The 15,795-nt window shown below is 66.9% G+C and carries 13 protein-coding genes; 4 read left to right on the top strand and 9 right to left on the bottom strand.

The genetic code is table 11. From position 1 onward, the window contains the following. Positions 1–136: 136 nt before the first annotated feature. Complete coding sequence (locus tag AC07Z7_RS05325) at positions 137–1,066, bottom strand: LysR family transcriptional regulator (protein ID WP_494765574.1); 930 nt, start codon at positions 1,064–1,066, stop codon at positions 137–139. Positions 1,067–1,184: 118 nt separating this feature from the next. On the opposite strand from AC07Z7_RS05325, the gene AC07Z7_RS05330 reads away from it, so the two are divergent. Then, the gene (locus AC07Z7_RS05330; RefSeq protein WP_494765575.1) at positions 1,185–2,225 is read left to right on the top strand and encodes an NAD(P)H-binding protein; all 1,041 of its coding nucleotides are present in this window, start codon (positions 1,185–1,187) and stop codon (positions 2,223–2,225) included. On the opposite strand, the gene AC07Z7_RS05335 is transcribed toward AC07Z7_RS05330, so the two are convergent. Beyond that, positions 2,179–3,012, bottom strand: a complete 834-nt coding sequence (locus tag AC07Z7_RS05335; RefSeq protein ID WP_494765576.1) for an NUDIX hydrolase — start codon at positions 3,010–3,012, stop codon at positions 2,179–2,181. The genes AC07Z7_RS05330 and AC07Z7_RS05335 overlap by 47 nt on opposite strands. Further along, positions 3,009–3,992, bottom strand: a complete 984-nt coding sequence (locus AC07Z7_RS05340) for a quinone oxidoreductase family protein (RefSeq protein ID WP_094285362.1) — start codon at positions 3,990–3,992, stop codon at positions 3,009–3,011. The genes AC07Z7_RS05335 and AC07Z7_RS05340 overlap by 4 nt, the downstream gene beginning before the upstream one ends. Positions 3,993–4,156: 164 nt before the next feature. On the opposite strand from AC07Z7_RS05340, the gene AC07Z7_RS05345 reads away from it, so the two are divergent. Then, positions 4,157–5,056, top strand: a complete 900-nt coding sequence (locus AC07Z7_RS05345) for a DMT family transporter (protein ID WP_494765577.1) — start codon at positions 4,157–4,159, stop codon at positions 5,054–5,056. Positions 5,057–5,192: 136 nt separating this feature from the next. On the opposite strand, the gene AC07Z7_RS05350 is transcribed toward AC07Z7_RS05345, so the two are convergent. The 3 genes from AC07Z7_RS05350 to AC07Z7_RS05360 form a co-directional block, all read right to left on the bottom strand. After that, positions 5,193–7,877 (bottom strand): bifunctional diguanylate cyclase/phosphodiesterase, encoded by a 2,685-nt coding sequence (locus AC07Z7_RS05350; protein WP_094285360.1) that lies wholly within the window; start codon positions 7,875–7,877, stop codon positions 5,193–5,195. A gap of 4 nt (positions 7,878–7,881) precedes the next feature. Beyond that, positions 7,882–8,982, bottom strand: a complete 1,101-nt coding sequence (locus AC07Z7_RS05355) for a TRAP transporter substrate-binding protein (protein WP_494765578.1) — start codon at positions 8,980–8,982, stop codon at positions 7,882–7,884. Positions 8,983–9,163: 181 nt separating this feature from the next. Beyond that, entirely contained in the window at positions 9,164–10,003 is an 840-nt protein-coding gene (locus AC07Z7_RS05360; RefSeq protein ID WP_494765579.1) for an SDR family oxidoreductase, read from the bottom strand. 64 nt (positions 10,004–10,067) lie between these two features. On the opposite strand from AC07Z7_RS05360, the gene AC07Z7_RS05365 reads away from it, so the two are divergent. Together AC07Z7_RS05365 and AC07Z7_RS05370 are read left to right on the top strand one after the other, a co-directional pair. Beyond that, positions 10,068–10,688, top strand: a complete 621-nt coding sequence (locus AC07Z7_RS05365) for an SH3 domain-containing protein (RefSeq protein ID WP_494765580.1) — start codon at positions 10,068–10,070, stop codon at positions 10,686–10,688. 10 nt (positions 10,689–10,698) lie between these two features. Beyond that, entirely contained in the window at positions 10,699–11,691 is a 993-nt protein-coding gene (locus AC07Z7_RS05370) for a M48 family metalloprotease (RefSeq protein WP_494765581.1), read from the top strand. A 42-nt stretch (positions 11,692–11,733) separates the two neighbouring features. On the opposite strand, the gene AC07Z7_RS05375 is transcribed toward AC07Z7_RS05370, so the two are convergent. The 3 genes from AC07Z7_RS05375 to AC07Z7_RS05385 form a co-directional block, all read right to left on the bottom strand. Continuing rightward, positions 11,734–12,618 (bottom strand): DMT family transporter, encoded by an 885-nt coding sequence (locus AC07Z7_RS05375; protein WP_494765594.1) that lies wholly within the window; start codon positions 12,616–12,618, stop codon positions 11,734–11,736. Between the two features lie 240 nt (positions 12,619–12,858). Beyond that, entirely contained in the window at positions 12,859–14,157 is a 1,299-nt protein-coding gene (locus AC07Z7_RS05380; protein ID WP_494765582.1) for a DUF3422 family protein, read from the bottom strand. Between the two features lie 123 nt (positions 14,158–14,280). Then, positions 14,281–15,792, bottom strand: coding sequence for a tripartite tricarboxylate transporter permease (locus AC07Z7_RS05385; protein WP_094285354.1), 1,512 nt, complete (start codon positions 15,790–15,792; stop codon positions 14,281–14,283). Positions 15,793–15,795: the final 3 nt, after the last annotated feature.

Genomic DNA, 15,795 nt, shown 5'->3' on the forward strand with positions numbered 1-15,795 from the left:
ACAGGCAGCGCTTGTCCATGTTTCGGCCAAGCCTGGGCGAACTTGAGGCGCTTTTCGCGGCGCTGCGGGTATCCCCGGCCCCCGCATCTCGCGAAATACGGGGCTTTGGTACGTGGGCCCCGCAGAGAAAAAGCTGTCAGGCCACCACACCCACCCCCTCCTCTGCCTGCCCCGTGTACTTCAGCAGCCCCGCCACCAAGGCATCAAACGTATGCCTGCAGCGTGGGTTGTTGCGCAGGTCTTCGTGCATCACCACCCAGGTGTCCAGCGCGGCATTGAACTGCTGTGGCAGCACCCGCACCAGCTGCGGCGTGCGCCGCGCCAGTTCCACCTGGCATATGCCAATGCCGCCGCCCGCGCGGATCAGTGCCAGCTGGGCCAGGTCGCTGTCGCTGCGCAGGGCAAAACCTTCGCGGCGCCACGGGGGCAGCGCCTTGCGGGCGGCGCGGATGAACGGGGTTTCCAGGTCGAAGCCGATCAGCCGGTGGTGCGCCAGGTCGGCCAGCGACGTGGGTGTGCCCTGCGCCTGCAGGTAGCTGGCATGGGCGTGCAGGCCCAGTGCCACCACACCCACGCGGCGGGCGATGAGCGCCTCCTGGCGGGGTTCGGTCATGCGGATGGCGATGTCGGCCTCGCGGTGGAGCAAGTCCTGCACGCGGTTGCTCAGTGCCAGCTCCACCGTCAGCCCGGGGTGCCGGGCCTGCAACTGGGCCAGCAGCGGGGGCAGCACCTCGACGCCAATCACCTCACTGGCCGTGACACGCACGGTGCCGCGCACGCCCTCGCCATGGCCGCTGGCCGCCCGTGCCAGGGCGGCGGCCGAATGCTGCATGGCCTGGGCGTAGGGGCGCAGCTCCAGCGCGGCCTCGGTAGGCAGCAGACCCTGCTGCGAACGGGTGAACAGGGTGAGCCCCAGGGCGTGCTCCAGTGCGGCGATGTGGCGGCCCACCGTGGGCTGGGTCACGCCCAGAGCCCGGGCAGCGCCCGACAGCGAACCTTCGCTGAGCACCCCCAGGTAGGAGCGGTACAGCTCCCAGCCAATCGATTCTGCAGAGGGTTGAGTCATACATAAATGTATAGCCTCACCTCTATTTTCAGCAATTTCTTTTTGACGGGCCACGCTCCACACTGGCACCCATCAACACGGCAACGGCCACATCCACGGCCACACAAGGAGCAGTTTCATGGCACAAGGCAACAAGGTTCTGGTTCTGGGCGCCACCGGCGGCATTGGCGGCGAGGTGGCGCGCCAGCTGCGCGACCGGGGGTGGGAGGTGCATGCGCTGCACCGGGGCGTGGCGCAGGCCCGCGAGCAGCGCGAGGGCATGACCTGGGTGCGTGGCGACGCGATGCGGCGTGAGGACGTGGTGGCCGCTGCCGCAGGCTGCGACGTGATCGTGCACGCGGTCAACCCACCCGGCTACCGGCGCTGGGGCGAGCTGGTGCTGCCGATGATCGACAACACCATTGCGGCGGCCGCAGCCACCGGGGCCACGGTGGTGCTGCCCGGCACGGTCTACAACTATGGGCCCGATGCCTTCCCGGTGCTGCGCGAGGATGCACCGCAACAGCCCCACACCCGCAAGGGCGCCGTGCGTGTAGAGCTGGAGCGCCGCCTCCAGCAGGCCACCCAGCCCCACCCGCTGGGCCCGGGCACCTGCCGCGTGATCATCGTGCGGGCGGGCGACTACTTTGGCCCCCAGGTGGGCAACAGCTGGTTTGCCCAGGGCCTGGTGCAACCGGGCCAGCCCGTGGCCAGCGTCAAGCAGCCCGGCCGCCCCGGCGTGGGCCACCAGTGGTCTTACCTGCCCGATGTGGCGCGCACCATGGTGCTGCTGCTGGAGCGGCGCGCCGAGCTGCCCGCGTTTGCGCCTTTCCACATGGCCGGGCACTGGGATGCCGACGGCACGCAGATGGCTGATGCCATCTGCCGCGCCGTGGTGCGCAGCGGCGGTGCGGCGCCCCGGGTGCAGGCGTTTCCGTGGTGGCTGGTCACGCTGGCATCGCCGTTTGTGGCGACCTTGCGCGAGCTGCGCGAAATGCGCTACCTGTGGCAGCAGCCCGTGCGCATGGCCAACGACCGCCTGCTGGCGGTGCTGGGCAGCGAGCCCCACACCCCGCTGGATGTGGCGGTGCAGGCCACGCTGCAGGGGCTGGGCTGCCTGCCCACAGAGCGGCTCACTGCCCCAGGTAGCCCGCAATCACCAGGCCAGCTTCCAGCGTGAACAGGCCCTGGGCCACCTGCGTGCGCAGACCTTCCAGCGGCAGCAGGTCAAAACGCTCGACCTCCCCATCCTGGTTGCTGGGCTCCATGCCCTCGGGAACCTGGACGCAGAACCAGTCGATGCGCTCGCGCATGTAGCCCGCGCCGCCGCCCTCGCGGCTCGGGCGGCTGAAATCCACATGACCGCCGTGGCGCAGGCCGTGCAAGGCCTCCACCCGCAGGCCAGCCTCTTCCCAGGTCTCGCGCGCCAGGGCCTGGGGCAGCGAATCGGCGGCAGAGACCATGCCGCCCATCAGCGTGTCCCACAGGCCCGGGTTGTTGGGTTTGGTCATGGAGCGCTTTTGCACCCACATGCGGCCGTCGGGCGCCAGGCCCACCAGGTGCACGGCGCGGGTGGTGATGCCCAGCACCCGCACGGCGCCACGCTCCACCGTGGCCACCACCTCACCGGCGGGGTTGCACACGGCCAGTTGCTCGTTGCGCCAGGGGCCACACAGGTCTGCATCACGCAGGGCCGCAGCCAGGGTGTTGAGCGCCTCCGTGGCCGCGCCCGTCGGCACATCCAGGTGCCAGGCAGGCGCACCAGAATGCTCACTATTTGATAGCTTAAAGCGCTTATCCAGCAGGCGGTGGAGGCCGATTTTGTTCATAAAACCCTCCGCCACCGACCCCACCACCTGCCCGGCCACCAGCAACGGCTGGCGCGGCAGCTTCGGGGCCTGCTGCGCCGACGCGCGTGCGCCCGCCAGCCAGTGCTCGAACGAGGGGTTCTGCACGTCGGCGTTCACAGCGTGAGGATGGTGCAGCCCGTGGTCTTGCGCGCCTCCAGATCCCGGTGCGCCTGCTGCACCTCGGCCAGCGGGTAGCGCTGGTCGATGTGGATCTTCACCTGCCCGCTGGCCACCACGGCGAACAGGTCGTCGGCCATGGCCTGCGTGGCTTCGCGCGTGGCGATGTGGGTGAACAGCGTCTGCCGCGTGACGTAGAGCGAGCCCTTGGCGCCCAGACTGCCCGGCGCAAACGGCGGCACGGGGCCGGAGGCATTGCCGAAGCTGGCCATCAGGCCGAAGGGCCGCAGGCACTCCAGCGACTTGTCCCAGGTGTCCTTGCCCACCGAGTCATAGACCACCTTCACGCCCTTACCGCCAGTGATCTCTTTCACACGGGCGGCGAAGTCCTCGGTGCTGTAATTGATGGCGTGCGCCGCGCCGTTGGCCAGAGCCAGCTGGCACTTGGCATCCGAGCCCGCCGTGCCGATGAGCTGCAGGCCCAGGGCCTTGGCCCACTGGCTGGCGATCAGGCCCACCCCACCAGCCGCCGCGTGGAACAGCACAAAATCGCCGGGCTCCAGGCCTTCCACCGGGCGTGTCTTTTTCAGCAGGTACTGCGCCGTCAGGCCCTTGAGCATCATGGCCGCACCGGTCTCGAAGCTGATGGCGTCGGGCAGCTTGCACACGCACTTGGCGGGCATCACGCGCACCTCGCAATAGGCGCCCGGCGGATTGCTGGCATAGGCGGCGCGGTCGCCCACCTGCAGGTGTGTGACGCCCTCGCCCACGGCCTCGATCACGCCCGCGCCCTCCATGCCGATGGTGGCGGGCATAGTGAGCGGGTACAGGCCGGTGCGGTGGTAAACGTCGATGAAGTTCAGGCCGATAGCGTGGTGGCGGATGCGGACTTCGCCGGGGCCGGGGTTGCCCACGGTCACATCAACCACCTGGAGTTCTTCGGGGCCGCCGTGCTGGCGGATCTGGACGGCAAGGCTCATGGCAAACGGTCTCCTCAAACAAACGGGAAATGGGGGTGAGAACGGCGGCCATCCTGCCACGATTCATGCGGGCGTGCCGCATGTGGCAGCAGCGCCGATGGTGGCCTGGGGCCTTGTGGCCTTCCGGCAGCGGGGCACGGCATGCACCGTTACAGTGCAGCCCCATGACTCACAAACTCACACCCGGCACGGCCGTGCTGCTGGTGATTCCGCCCCTGCTGTGGGCTGGCAACGCCGTCACGGGGCGGCTGGTGCATGACCTGATTTCCCCCGCCGCCCTCAATTTCATCCGCTGGGTGCTGGCCTTCTTCATCCTGCTGCCGCTGGCGCATGGTGTGCTGCGCACAAACAGCCCGCTGTGGCCGCACTGGCGCCGCTATGCGCTGCTGGGGCTGCTGGGCATTGGCCTGTACAACGCGCTGCAGTACATGGCGCTGCAGACGTCCACGCCCATCAACGCAACGCTGGTGGGTTCGAGCATGCCGGTGTGGATGCTGGCCGTGGGGGCACTGTTTTTTGGCGCGGCCGTGACGCGGCGCCAGGTGGTGGGTGCGCTGCTGTCGGTGTGTGGCGTGCTGCTGGTGCTGAGCCGGGGCGAATGGGCGCAGCTGCTCGCGTTCCGCCTGGTGCCGGGCGATCTGTTCATGCTGCTGGCCACCATCTCGTGGGCGTTCTACAGCTGGCTGCTGGCGCGCACCAGCGAGCCGGGCAGCATCCGGGGCGACTGGGCGGCCTTCCTGATGGCACAGATGGTGTTCGGCCTGGCCTGGTCGGGCAGTTTTGCCGGGGCCGAATGGGCCACCAGCCACGCGCACACCACCTGGGGCTGGCCGCTGGTGGCCGCGCTGGCCTTCATTGCCGTGGGCCCTGCGGTGCTGGCCTACCGCTGCTGGGGTGTGGGCGTGCAGCGGGCGGGGCCTGCGGTGGCGGGCTTTTTTGTCAACCTCACGCCCCTGTTTGCCGGGCTGCTGTCGGCCGCGTTTCTGGGCGAAACGCCCCAGGCATTCCACGGCGTGGCGTTCGCGTTGATCGTGGGTGGGATCGTGGTGTCGTCGCGGCGCTGAGGCCTGCCGATTTATTGATGCAAATCGGCCTTACCGCTCGCCCATCATGCCTTGATAGCTATCATAAATATAGCATTCGCCTGTATGCAGAGGGCATGGGCGTGCACTGCACCCCTTGGCCTCTTCTCCCAGCCTCTCAACGGGGCATGTCGAGGTCTTCGGCGGTGGTGGCGGCCGGCTCCAGCAGCGCCTCCAGCTCCGCCACGGGGACGGGCCGCCCCATCAGGTAGCCCTGGAAGTAGGTGCAGCCGTACTGGGCCAGCAGCTTCTTTTGCGCCTCGGTTTCCACGCCTTCGGCGATCACGTCCAGCTCCAGGTTGCGCGCCATGCCCAGGATGGTCTGCACGATCACATCGTCGGTGTGCCGCACGCCCAGGTTGTGCACAAAAGACTGGTCGATCTTGAGCTGGTCCAGCGGCAGCCGCGTGAGGTAGGCCAGCGACGAGTAGCCAGTACCGAAGTCGTCCACCGAGAAGCGCACGCCCTTGGTCTTGAGCGTGCCGATCTTGGCGATGGTGTCGTCCACGTTGTCCAGCACCAGCGATTCGGTAAGTTCGAGCTTGAGCAGGTGGGGGCGCGCGCCGGTTTCGCGCAGCACCTCGACCACCCGGGCCACAAAGTCACGCTGGCGGAACTGCCGCGCGCTCACGTTGACCGAGAGCTGCAGGTGCTGCAAGCGCGGGTTGCCCTGCCAGGCGGCCAGCTGCTCGCAGGCGGTGCGCAGCACCCAGTGGCCCATGGGCACGATGAGTTCGCTTTCTTCCGCCACGCCAATGAAGGCCCCCGGCGCCACCAGGCCCCGCTCGGGGTGCTGCCAGCGGATCAGCCCCTCGGCGCCCACCATGCGGCCATCCAGGTGGAACTGCGGCTGGTAGTGCAGCACAAACTGCCGCGCCGTGAGCGCCGCCTGCAGGTCGGCTTCGAGCTGTGCGCGCAGGCTGATGCTGATCTGCATTTGCGGGTCAAAAAAGCACAGCGCGTTGCGCCCTTGCGACTTGACCTGGTACATGGCGATGTCGGCCTGCTTGAGCAGATCGACCGACGACTGGATCGCGCCCCCCATCAGCGTGGCGCCGATGCTGGGCGTGCTGTGGTGGGCATGACCTCCAAGCGTGTAGGGCACGTTGAGCTTGCGCAGGATCTTTTCGCCCACACGGCGGACGTGGGCGCCCGCCTCTTCGCTGCTGGCCGACAGGTCACTCAGCATCACCACAAACTCGTCGCCACCCAGCCGGGCCACGGTGTCCTCGCGCCGCACACAGGTTTTCAGGCGCTGGGCCACCTGGCGCAGCAGCATGTCGCCCACCTCGTGGCCCCGGGTGTCGTTCAGTGTCTTGAAATGGTCCAGGTCGAGGAACAGCAGGGCCCCATACTGCCCGCTGCGCGCGCTGGAGGCGATGGCCTGCTGCATGCGGTCCATGAGCAGGCGGCGGTTGGGCAGGTTGGTCAGTGGGTCGTAGAACGCCAGGTTCTCGATCTCGGCACTGGCGCGCCGCAGCGCCGTCACGTCGTGGTAGCTGATGACCAGGCCGCCGTCGGGGGTGGTGCGCTCGGTGATCTGGATGGTGCGGCCGTTGGAGTAGACCTGTTCATGCGGTTCGTGCTGCGGCTGTTTTTGCCGCAGCAGCCGCTGCTCCACCCAGCGCGCATGTTCTTCGTCGGCCAGCCGGGGGTGGTGGTGCTTGACGGTTTCCTCGATCACCGCACGAAAGGGCAGCCGGGGGGCAATGATGCCCCTGAGCCAGGGGAAGATCACCTCGAACTGGCTGTTCCACTGCACCACACAGTTGTTCTTGTCGAGCAGCAAGAAGCCGCTGACCATGGACTCCAGCGCCTGGTCGAGCGTGGCCTTGGACTGCGCAATAGCCACGCGGGCCTGCGACAGGCGGTCCAGATAACGAAAAGCCAGCCCCCCCGCCGCCAGGATCATGGCCACAAACACCAGCGCGGTCAGCCCGATAGCGTCGCGCTGGTCGCGCCAGCTGCTCAGTGCCTCGTGCAGCGGAATGCTCGCGGAGATCCGCAGGTCCTGGTACAGGATGGGACGGAAGACCACCAGGGCAGGATCCCCCGTGAGGCGCGCCGGGGCCTTCCACTCCTGGCCCAAATCGGCCAGTTCGGCCAGCGGCGGCGCCAGCGTGGGGGCGATGACCTCCTCGCGGCCCGGCACGCCCAGCAACAGTTGCCCGCCGGCGCGCTCCAGCGTGACCTGCAGGCCGCTGATGTCCACGCCCTGGAGCAGCACCGCACCCAGGGCACCCACAGGCAACTCGGCCACGGCGGCCACGCGCGTGTTGTCGGCCAGGCGCAGGTGGCGCGCGAAATACAGAACCCGTTCGGAGCTGGCAAAACTCACCACCGGGGCGCTGACCATCAGGGTGGACACCGACTGCTCCAGCACGGACTCCAGAAAGCCTGCCGGCAGCTGCACGGCCAGCGCGCCACCGGCCGGATCGGACGACGCCATGGTCTTGCCCGTGGTGTCCAGCAGCGCCACATAGCGCACCATCAGGTTCTGCCGGGTGGAGCCGCGCAAACGCTGGCTGGCCGATTCCGCATCGATCCAGGGCGCGGTCGTGTTCGACAGGTTGAGCAGCTCGTCCATGCTGGCCAGCAGCACGTCCACCGTCAGCAGCGAGCGGTTGAGCGCCACTTCGGCCCCCGCCACAAAACGGGTGGCCTGGGCCTCACTGTCGTTGAGCGCCACCTTGCGGGCGTTCCAGGCCACAGCAGCCGCCACGATGGCCACGGCCACCACAAACACCACAACCCCAGCCCCGACAAAGGCCTTGATGCGCAGTGGCGTTATGGGTTCTCTCATTGATTTATTTGACGGGCGCGGCCAGCAGGCCACGCGCGGGGCCAATCGTCTGGTTCCAGGTCTGGGCGCAGCGTGCGCCGCAGCGCTGCACCCAGCGCGGCAGCACGGTGGAGGCCAGGATCTCCTGGCGGCTGCGCTCATCCTGAGGCGAAGCAGGCACCACCACCATCGCACCCTTGGTGCCGCCAGTGCAGGTGGGTGCGCCCCGGTTGCAGGCCAGGCCTTCGGCGGTTTCGCGCTCAGACTCGGCCCAGATGGCCGACTCCAGCCGGGGCAGCTCGCGCTTGAGCAGTTCGCGCAGGTCGGCAGGCAGGCCCGCCCAGGCCGCCTGGTTGGCGCCAAAGATGGCCAGGCCCCACGTCACGGGCAGGGTGTGCACATGGGAAGTGAGTGTGGGCAGGCCCAGGATGTTGCCCGACATGGTGCCCGTGATCGCACATTCGGTATTGCCCGCTGTCAAGCTGGGCACGATCTGCGAGAAGCTGGTCAGCACCGGCACGCCGCCCAGTGCCCCCACAAAGTCGGCCTGCGTGGAAGACGAAACCCGGACGCGGCGCCCGGACAGGTCGGACAGCGCACGCAGCGGCTTCTTGCAGAACACCACCTGCGCGGGGTACACATAGATCGCCAGCGCCTGCACACCATGCTGCTCGCGCAAGGCTTTTTCCAGATAGGGGCGAAAGGCACCCAGGGTGGTCTTGAGTGTGGCGATGTCGGGGTTCAGGCCCGCCAGATCGGGGGCGGTGTACTCGGGGTATTGCGAGGTGAATGAACTCATCAGCGTGGTGCCAAACGGCACCACCCCCAGCTGCAGCAGGCGCAGCATTTCGTTGCCGGGCACCCCCGCCCGGTCAAACGGCACGATCTCTGCCTGGAACTTGCCGCCACTGAGGCGGGACAGCTCCCTGCTCCAGAAGGGCTCTTCCTGGCGTGTGTACTGATTGATCGCAGCCAGCCCGCCGACCACCCGCAGTTTGTACGGCGCAGCAGCGCTGCTGCCAGGGGGATCGGCCGCGTGCACCCCGCCCCATGCAACCAGCGCTGCACACAGAAGAAGCGCCTGGCGGCGAAAGTGGGAGGTCAAGGTGCGGGGGGTGGTGAACATGGCAGACAATGGCGTGCAGTATTCCACCAATTTTTCAGCCCCAAAGGCAAATTGTCGGCAAAACGCCACGCGTGAGCCTTCGAGAGAACTGGTGCATGGCATGGCCTTGCCCCTGCCCTCCATGCGGTCTCCCAAAGGGGCCTGGTAGCCGCTGTCCCCCGTCACTGGCCACCATGTGCCGTCAGAAGGTGCCTGGGTAGGCACCACCATCGGCCAGCACGTTCTGGCCGGTCATGTAGCCCGCCTGCTGGCTGCACAAAAAGGCACAGATCGCCCCAAACTCTTCGGCCGTGCCATAACGGCCCGCCGGGATCTGCGCCTGCTGGACGGCACGGACATCCTCCACGCTTTTGCCCGCCTTGCCTGCAGCCGCCGTCACAGTGGCCGCCAGGCGGTCGGTGTCGAACTTGCCAGGCAGCAGGTTGTTGATGGTCACGCCCCTCGCCGCGATCTTGCTGCGCGACACACCCGCCACAAACCCTGTGAGGCCACTGCGTGCGCCGTTGGACAGGCCCAGGATGTCGATGGGCGCCTTCACCGCACTGGACGTGATGTTGACGATGCGGCCAAAGCCCCGCGCGGCCATGCCATCCACCGTGGCCTGGATGAGCTCGATGGGCGTGAGCATGTTGGCATCCACCGCCTTGATCCAGGCGTCACGGTTCCAGTCGCGGAAGTCACCGGTGGGCGGCCCCCCGGCATTGGTCACCACGATGTCGAAATCCCGCCCTGGGCCACCCGCCACGGAGAACACGGCCTCGCGCCCGGCAGGGGCGGTGATGTCGGCCGCCACGGCCAGCACCTGGGGCACCTGAATTTCATACTCTTTGAGCCCCTTTGCGCGCGCCTGGCTTGCACATTCAGCTATCAAACGGGCAGCAGCCTGATCGAGTGCACCGGCATTGCGGGCGTTGATGACCACGTTGACGCCCTCGCGCACCAGCGCCTGCGCACAACCAAAGCCCAGCCCCTTGCTGGCGCCACACACCAGCGCCCATTTGCCTGCGATACCCAAATCCATAACAATCTCCAAGTTGCACACTGATACATATAGCGTGGGCAAATCATAAATGGAGAGTTGAACCATGAAATGGCTGCACCCTAACGCTCTGGCCACCTCACTGGCGGGGGTCGCGCTGGCCTTGGTCACTGGCGCCACCCATGCCCAGGAAAGTGCCGTGATCAAGCGCGCCACGCAGTTGCGCGACAGCCCCGCAGACAACGGTGCCAGCCTCGCCCCGCTGGAGGCCAACACCGTCGTGACACGCAGCAGCGAGCGCAAAGGCCCCTGGACCAAGGTGAGCACACCCCAAGGTGCCACAGGCTGGGTGCACATGTTCGATCTGGGCCCCCAATCCGGCGCGGCAGCAGCCAGCAACAACACCGCCACCGGCGGCCTGCGAGGCCTCGGGGGGCTGTTCGGCGGCAACAGCGGCGCGAACACCACCACAGCAACCTCCACAGTGGGCATTCGCGGCCTGGATGCTGAAGACATTGCCAAGGCACAACCCAACCCGGCCGCTGTGGGCAGGGTTGAAGGCATGCGGGTGAACGCCGACCAGGCGCGCCAGTTCGCCAGTTCCGCGTCGCTACAGGCGCGTGACGTGCCCGCCATGGCACAGCCCGCCTTGCCGTCCGGTGGGTCCGGCAGCCGCTCCGGTGGCAGTTCCGGCAACCCGTCCGACCCCAACTACAGCCCGAACTGAGGAGATGAACATGCACCGGAACTTCGGCCGGAAGCGCTGTGCAGGGGTGGCCGCCCTGTTGACTGCCCTGGCGGCGGTCCCCCTGGCGGCCTACAGCCAGAACGTCATGAACAACCTGCTGAACTCCCTAGGCGGCGGCCTAGGCTCGACGATCACGGGCGGCAAGGCCGCACCGGCTGCGCAAGGGGACGACCTGATCAGCCTGCTGACCCAGTCGCTGAACAACATCGACGAGCCCAAGGAGATCGAGATCGGCCGCCAGTTGGCCGCCCTGCTGCTGGGCGCCAAGCCTGCCCACCCGGACATGGCGCTGCAACGCTACGTGAACCGCCTGGGCCGCTGGATCAGCCTGCAGTCGCCCCGCCCCGGGCTGCCCTGGGCCTTTGTGGTGCTGGATGACGCCGGGTACAACGCCTTCGCCGCACCCGGTGGTTACGTGTTCGTGACCAAAGGCCTGATCGACCGCTGCGCCGACGAATCCGAACTTGCGGGCATCCTTGCGCACGAGATCACGCACGTGACCGCCAAGCACCACCTGCAGGCCATCCGGCAAAGCGCCATGGCGGGTGTGGGCACCCAGCTGCTGGCCTCACAGATCCGCACCAGCAACGTGGCGGGCCAGCTTGTCAAAGACCAGCTGCTGTCGCTGTTCCGCACGGTCTACACCAAAGGGCTGAGCCAGTCCGATGAGTTCGAAGCCGATCGCAGCGGCGTGGCCATGGCGGCCAAGGCCGGGTTCGACCCGTACGGGCTGGTGTCGGTGCTGCAGCAGCTACGCACCGTGACGCCGGACAACCCGATGTTCACGCTGACCATGTCCACCCACCCGGCCGCCCAGGCCCGCCTGGACTACCTGGAGCAGTCCATGGGTCGGCAGCTTGATGGGCTGGGGGGCTCCCGGGCCACGATTGCGCAGCGCCTGGGCGGTGGTGGTGGAGGCGGTGCACCAGCCGCACCCACACCCGCCAACCGGCCAGCGCCCGCCGCCAAAAAGGCGGGGTGAGGATGCGCCAGTACCCTGCTGCCAGGGTACGGCGGCCCCGCTTCAAGCACCCGGGCGGCGCGCCAGGCGGGTGAACACAAAAATCCCCGCCACCACCAGCGCCGTGCCCGCCGCCACCCAGACGGTGAAGGGCTCGCCCAGAATCCACACCCCCATCAGGATGGTGGACAGCGGCCCCACCATGCCCGCCTGGGCAGCCATGCCCGCGCCAATGCGCTCGATGGCCATCATCACCATCAACACCGGCGCGGCCGTGCACAACGTGGCGTTGAGGACAGATAGCCAGATCACCTCCGGCGCCACCACGGCAGCCTCCAGGGGCCGCAGCACCACAAACTGCGCCAGGCAGCACAGGCAGGCCACGGTGGTTGCCAGCCCCACCAGGCGCAGGGAACCCAGGCGTTGCACCATCTCGCCGCTGTAGACCAGATAGATGGCATAACTCACAGCACTCAGAAACACCAGCAGCGCCCCCCAGGCCACGTTGGTGCCCTGCAGGTTGGCCTCGTGGCCAAACACCAGCACCACCCCGCAGTAACTGACCAGCATGCCCGCTGCCTGCGCCCAGCGGATGCCCCGGCCATACAGCAGCCAGCCCAGCACCACGACCAGGGTGGGGTTGAGGTACAGGATGAGCCGCTCCAGGCTGGCGCTGATGTAGGCCAGTCCGGCAAAGTCGAGAAAACTCGCCAGGTAGTACCCCGTGATCCCGAGACCCAGCACACCCAGCCAGTCCTTGCGGCTCAGGGGCGGTTTGCCCCGGCTGGCCCACCAGGCCATCACGGCAAAGATGGGCAGCGCAAACAGCATGCGGTACATGATGAGCGTGACCGCGTCCACGCCGTGGCGGTACGCCAGCTTGACAATGATGGCCTTGCCACTGAACGCAATGGAGCCTGCCAGCGCCAGCAGCAGGCCCGAGGCCATGTGCGCCTTGGCAGTAGGCACCGGGGTGGGGGCCTGCGCGGATGGAGGGGGGGCTGACGACACGGGGCTTGGATTTTTTGTCAGAAAACGCGCGGGCTGAACGCACTGCGCACACGCTGATCGCTAGCCGCCGAGTGTGACAGGCATCCCCAACCAGTGCCATCGAAGCTCTGTGTGGGCACCCCCTTCATCAGCGATGGCCAGAAGTGGCGCAGGCCCCGCATCGCTCCGTTGGACAGCTCAACCTTGCTTGTGAAACACCTTGTGATGCAGGCGCCGCAGCGACCACCACACGCCCACAGCCACCACGGGAATGGCAATGGCCGCAGTGGTTTCGGGCGACAGGGGCCAGCCCAGCTTTTGCGCTCCTTTCGCCAGGTAGCTCACCAGACCCACGATGTAGTAGGTGATGGCCGCCACGGACAGTCCCTCCACGGTGGACTGCATCTTGAGCTGCAGGTCCTGCCGGTGGTTCATGGTGGTCAGCAGTGCCTGGCTGCTTTGCTGCTGCTCGATCTCCACGCGGGTGCGCAGCAGGTTGCTCATGCGCGAGACACGCTGCGATAGTGCGTCCTGGCGGCGCGCAGCCCACTCGCAGGTACTGCGTGCAGGGGTCAGGCGCCGGTCCATGAACTCGCGGATGGTCTGCATGCCCGCCAGGCGCGATTCGGCAATGTCCTCGATGCGCTTGTCCAGCAGCTCGAAGTAGGCGCTGCTGGCCGAAAACCGCGAGTGCGAGGCGGCATATTGGCTCTCCACCTGGCCGGCCAGCCGGGTCAGGCGGTCCAGCAGGGCCGGCTCATCGTCACGGTTGGCGGTGCGGATGGCATTGGCCAGCTCGGCCAGTTCGCGCTCGGCAAAGGCCAGGACGCTGGCCGCTTCGCGGGCGGCGGGCAGGCCCAGCAAGGCGGCCATGCGGTAGGTTTCGATTTCCAGCAGGCGCTGCACAAGGCGCCCCAGGCGGCGCGGCGTCATGCCCCCCGCCAGCAGCACCATGCGCGAAAAACCGTCGGCATGGATGGCGAAGTCGGTGTAGACCTCGCCATGGCCATCGGCCACGGTGGAGGCCACCAGCGTGTCCTCGTGCAGCACATGTTTGACCAGCGAACCCGAGCCAAAGGTGTGCGTCGGCAGCACCCACAGGTTCAGACTGCACAGGCACTGCCCGGGCAAAGCGGCCAGCCAGTCGTGGGGCACGGCATCCATGGCGCTGACGGGCTCGCGCTCGCCAAAAGCCTCCATGGGGGCTGGCACCATGAAGGTCCAGGTGACGAACTCGGTGTGCAGCTCCCAGCGCATGCGAAAGGCGCCCAGATCCATCCGCAGATGGGTGGTGTGCGCATCCGGCAGGGCCATGTGGTGGTCGCGCAAAAGCGCGGCAACATGGGCCCGGCTCGCCTCGCGCCCGGCAGCATCGGCCAGCATCACGATATGTGCGATGGCCAGGGGGGCATTCATCGCCTCGGGCGGGCGGGCGTGGATTTCGTTGTGCAGCATGGCCCGGTGGGGGTGCTGCGCGGGATGGAATGGTGTGGGCATGCGGACCTCTGCCTGCGATTGTGTACCGGCAACAGCAGCCAGAAACGAATGCCTCTGCCCAAAAAACAACGGCACCCTCAGGTGCCGTTGTTCAGTCAGGGAAAGCAGGAAGCCCGAGGGCGATCAATCTTCCACAAAAGCTTCTTCGCGCTTGTTCTTCACGGCAGGCAGCAGCACGATGATGAGCAGCAGGGCCGCAGCCGCCAGCAGGCCAGCCGACAGAGGACGCGTCACGAACACGCTCCAGTCACCGCGCGAGAGCAGCAGCGCACGGCGCAAGTTCTCTTCCATCATCGGGCCCAGGATGAAACCCAGCAGCAAAGGCGCGGGTTCGGTACCCAGCTTGTAGAAAATGTAGCCAATCAGGCCGAACGCACCCACCATCCAGATATCGAAGGTGTTGTTGTTGGTGGAGTACACACCCACCGCGCAGAACAACACGATCGAGGGGAACAGCCAGCGGTAGGGCACTGTGAGCAGCTTGATCCAGATGCCGATCAGCGGCAGGTTCAGGACGATCAGCATGGCATTGCCGATCCACATCGAAGCGATCAGGCCCCAGAACAGTTCGGGGTTGCTGGTCATCACCTGGGGACCAGGCTGGATGTTGTGGATGGTCATGGCGCCCACCATCAGCGCCATCACGGCGTTGGGTGGAATGCCCAGGGTCAGCAGGGGGATGAACGAGGTCTGCGAGCCCGCGTTGTTGGCCGACTCGGGAGCCGCCACGCCACGGATGTTGCCTTGGCCAAAAGGCACTTCGCCAGGTTGCAGCTTGGTCTTCTTTTCCACCGTGTAGGCGGCAAAAGCGGCCAGCAGAGCACCACCACCGGGCAAGATGCCCAGGGCAGCACCCAGCGAGGTGCCACGCAGCACGGCAGGAATCATGCGCTTGAAGTCGTCCTTGGTGGGGAAGAGTCCTTCCACCTTGGCAGTGAACACCTCGCGGTCTTCGTCGGGACGCGACAGGTTGGCAATGATTTCACCGTAGCCGAACACGCCCATGGCGATGGTCACGAAGCCAATGCCATCGGTCAGCTCAGGGATGTCGAAGCTGAAGCGCGCCACGCCCGAGTTCACGTCGGTACCCACCAGGCCCATCAGCAGGCCCAGCACGATCATGCCCACCGCCTTGAGCAGGGAGCCCGAGGCCAGCACCACCGCGCCGATCAGGCCCAGCACCATCAGCGAGAAATACTCGGCCGGGCCAAACTTGAAGGCGACTTCGGTCAGCGGAGGTGCGAAGGCCGCCAGAATCAGCGTGCCTACACAGCCTGCAAAGAACGAACCCAGGCCGGCAGCCGCCAGCGCCGGGCCCGCGCGGCCCTTGCGCGCCATCTGGTAGCCGTCGATCACGGTCACCACCGACGACGACTCGCCAGGCAGATTCACCAGAATGGCGGTAGTGGAACCACCGTATTGCGCGCCGTAGTAGATACCGGCCAGCATGATCAGCGCCGCCACGGGCGGCAGCGCATAGGTGGCCGGCAGCAGCATGGCGATGGTTGCCACGGGGCCAATGCCGGGCAACACGCCAATCAGCGTACCCAGCAGACAACCGACAAAACAGTAAATCAGGTTCTGGAACGTGAACGCCACGCCAAAACCCATCGAGAGGTTATTGATCAAATCCATGGT

The organism is Acidovorax sp. GW101-11A03 (genome assembly GCF_059424825.1).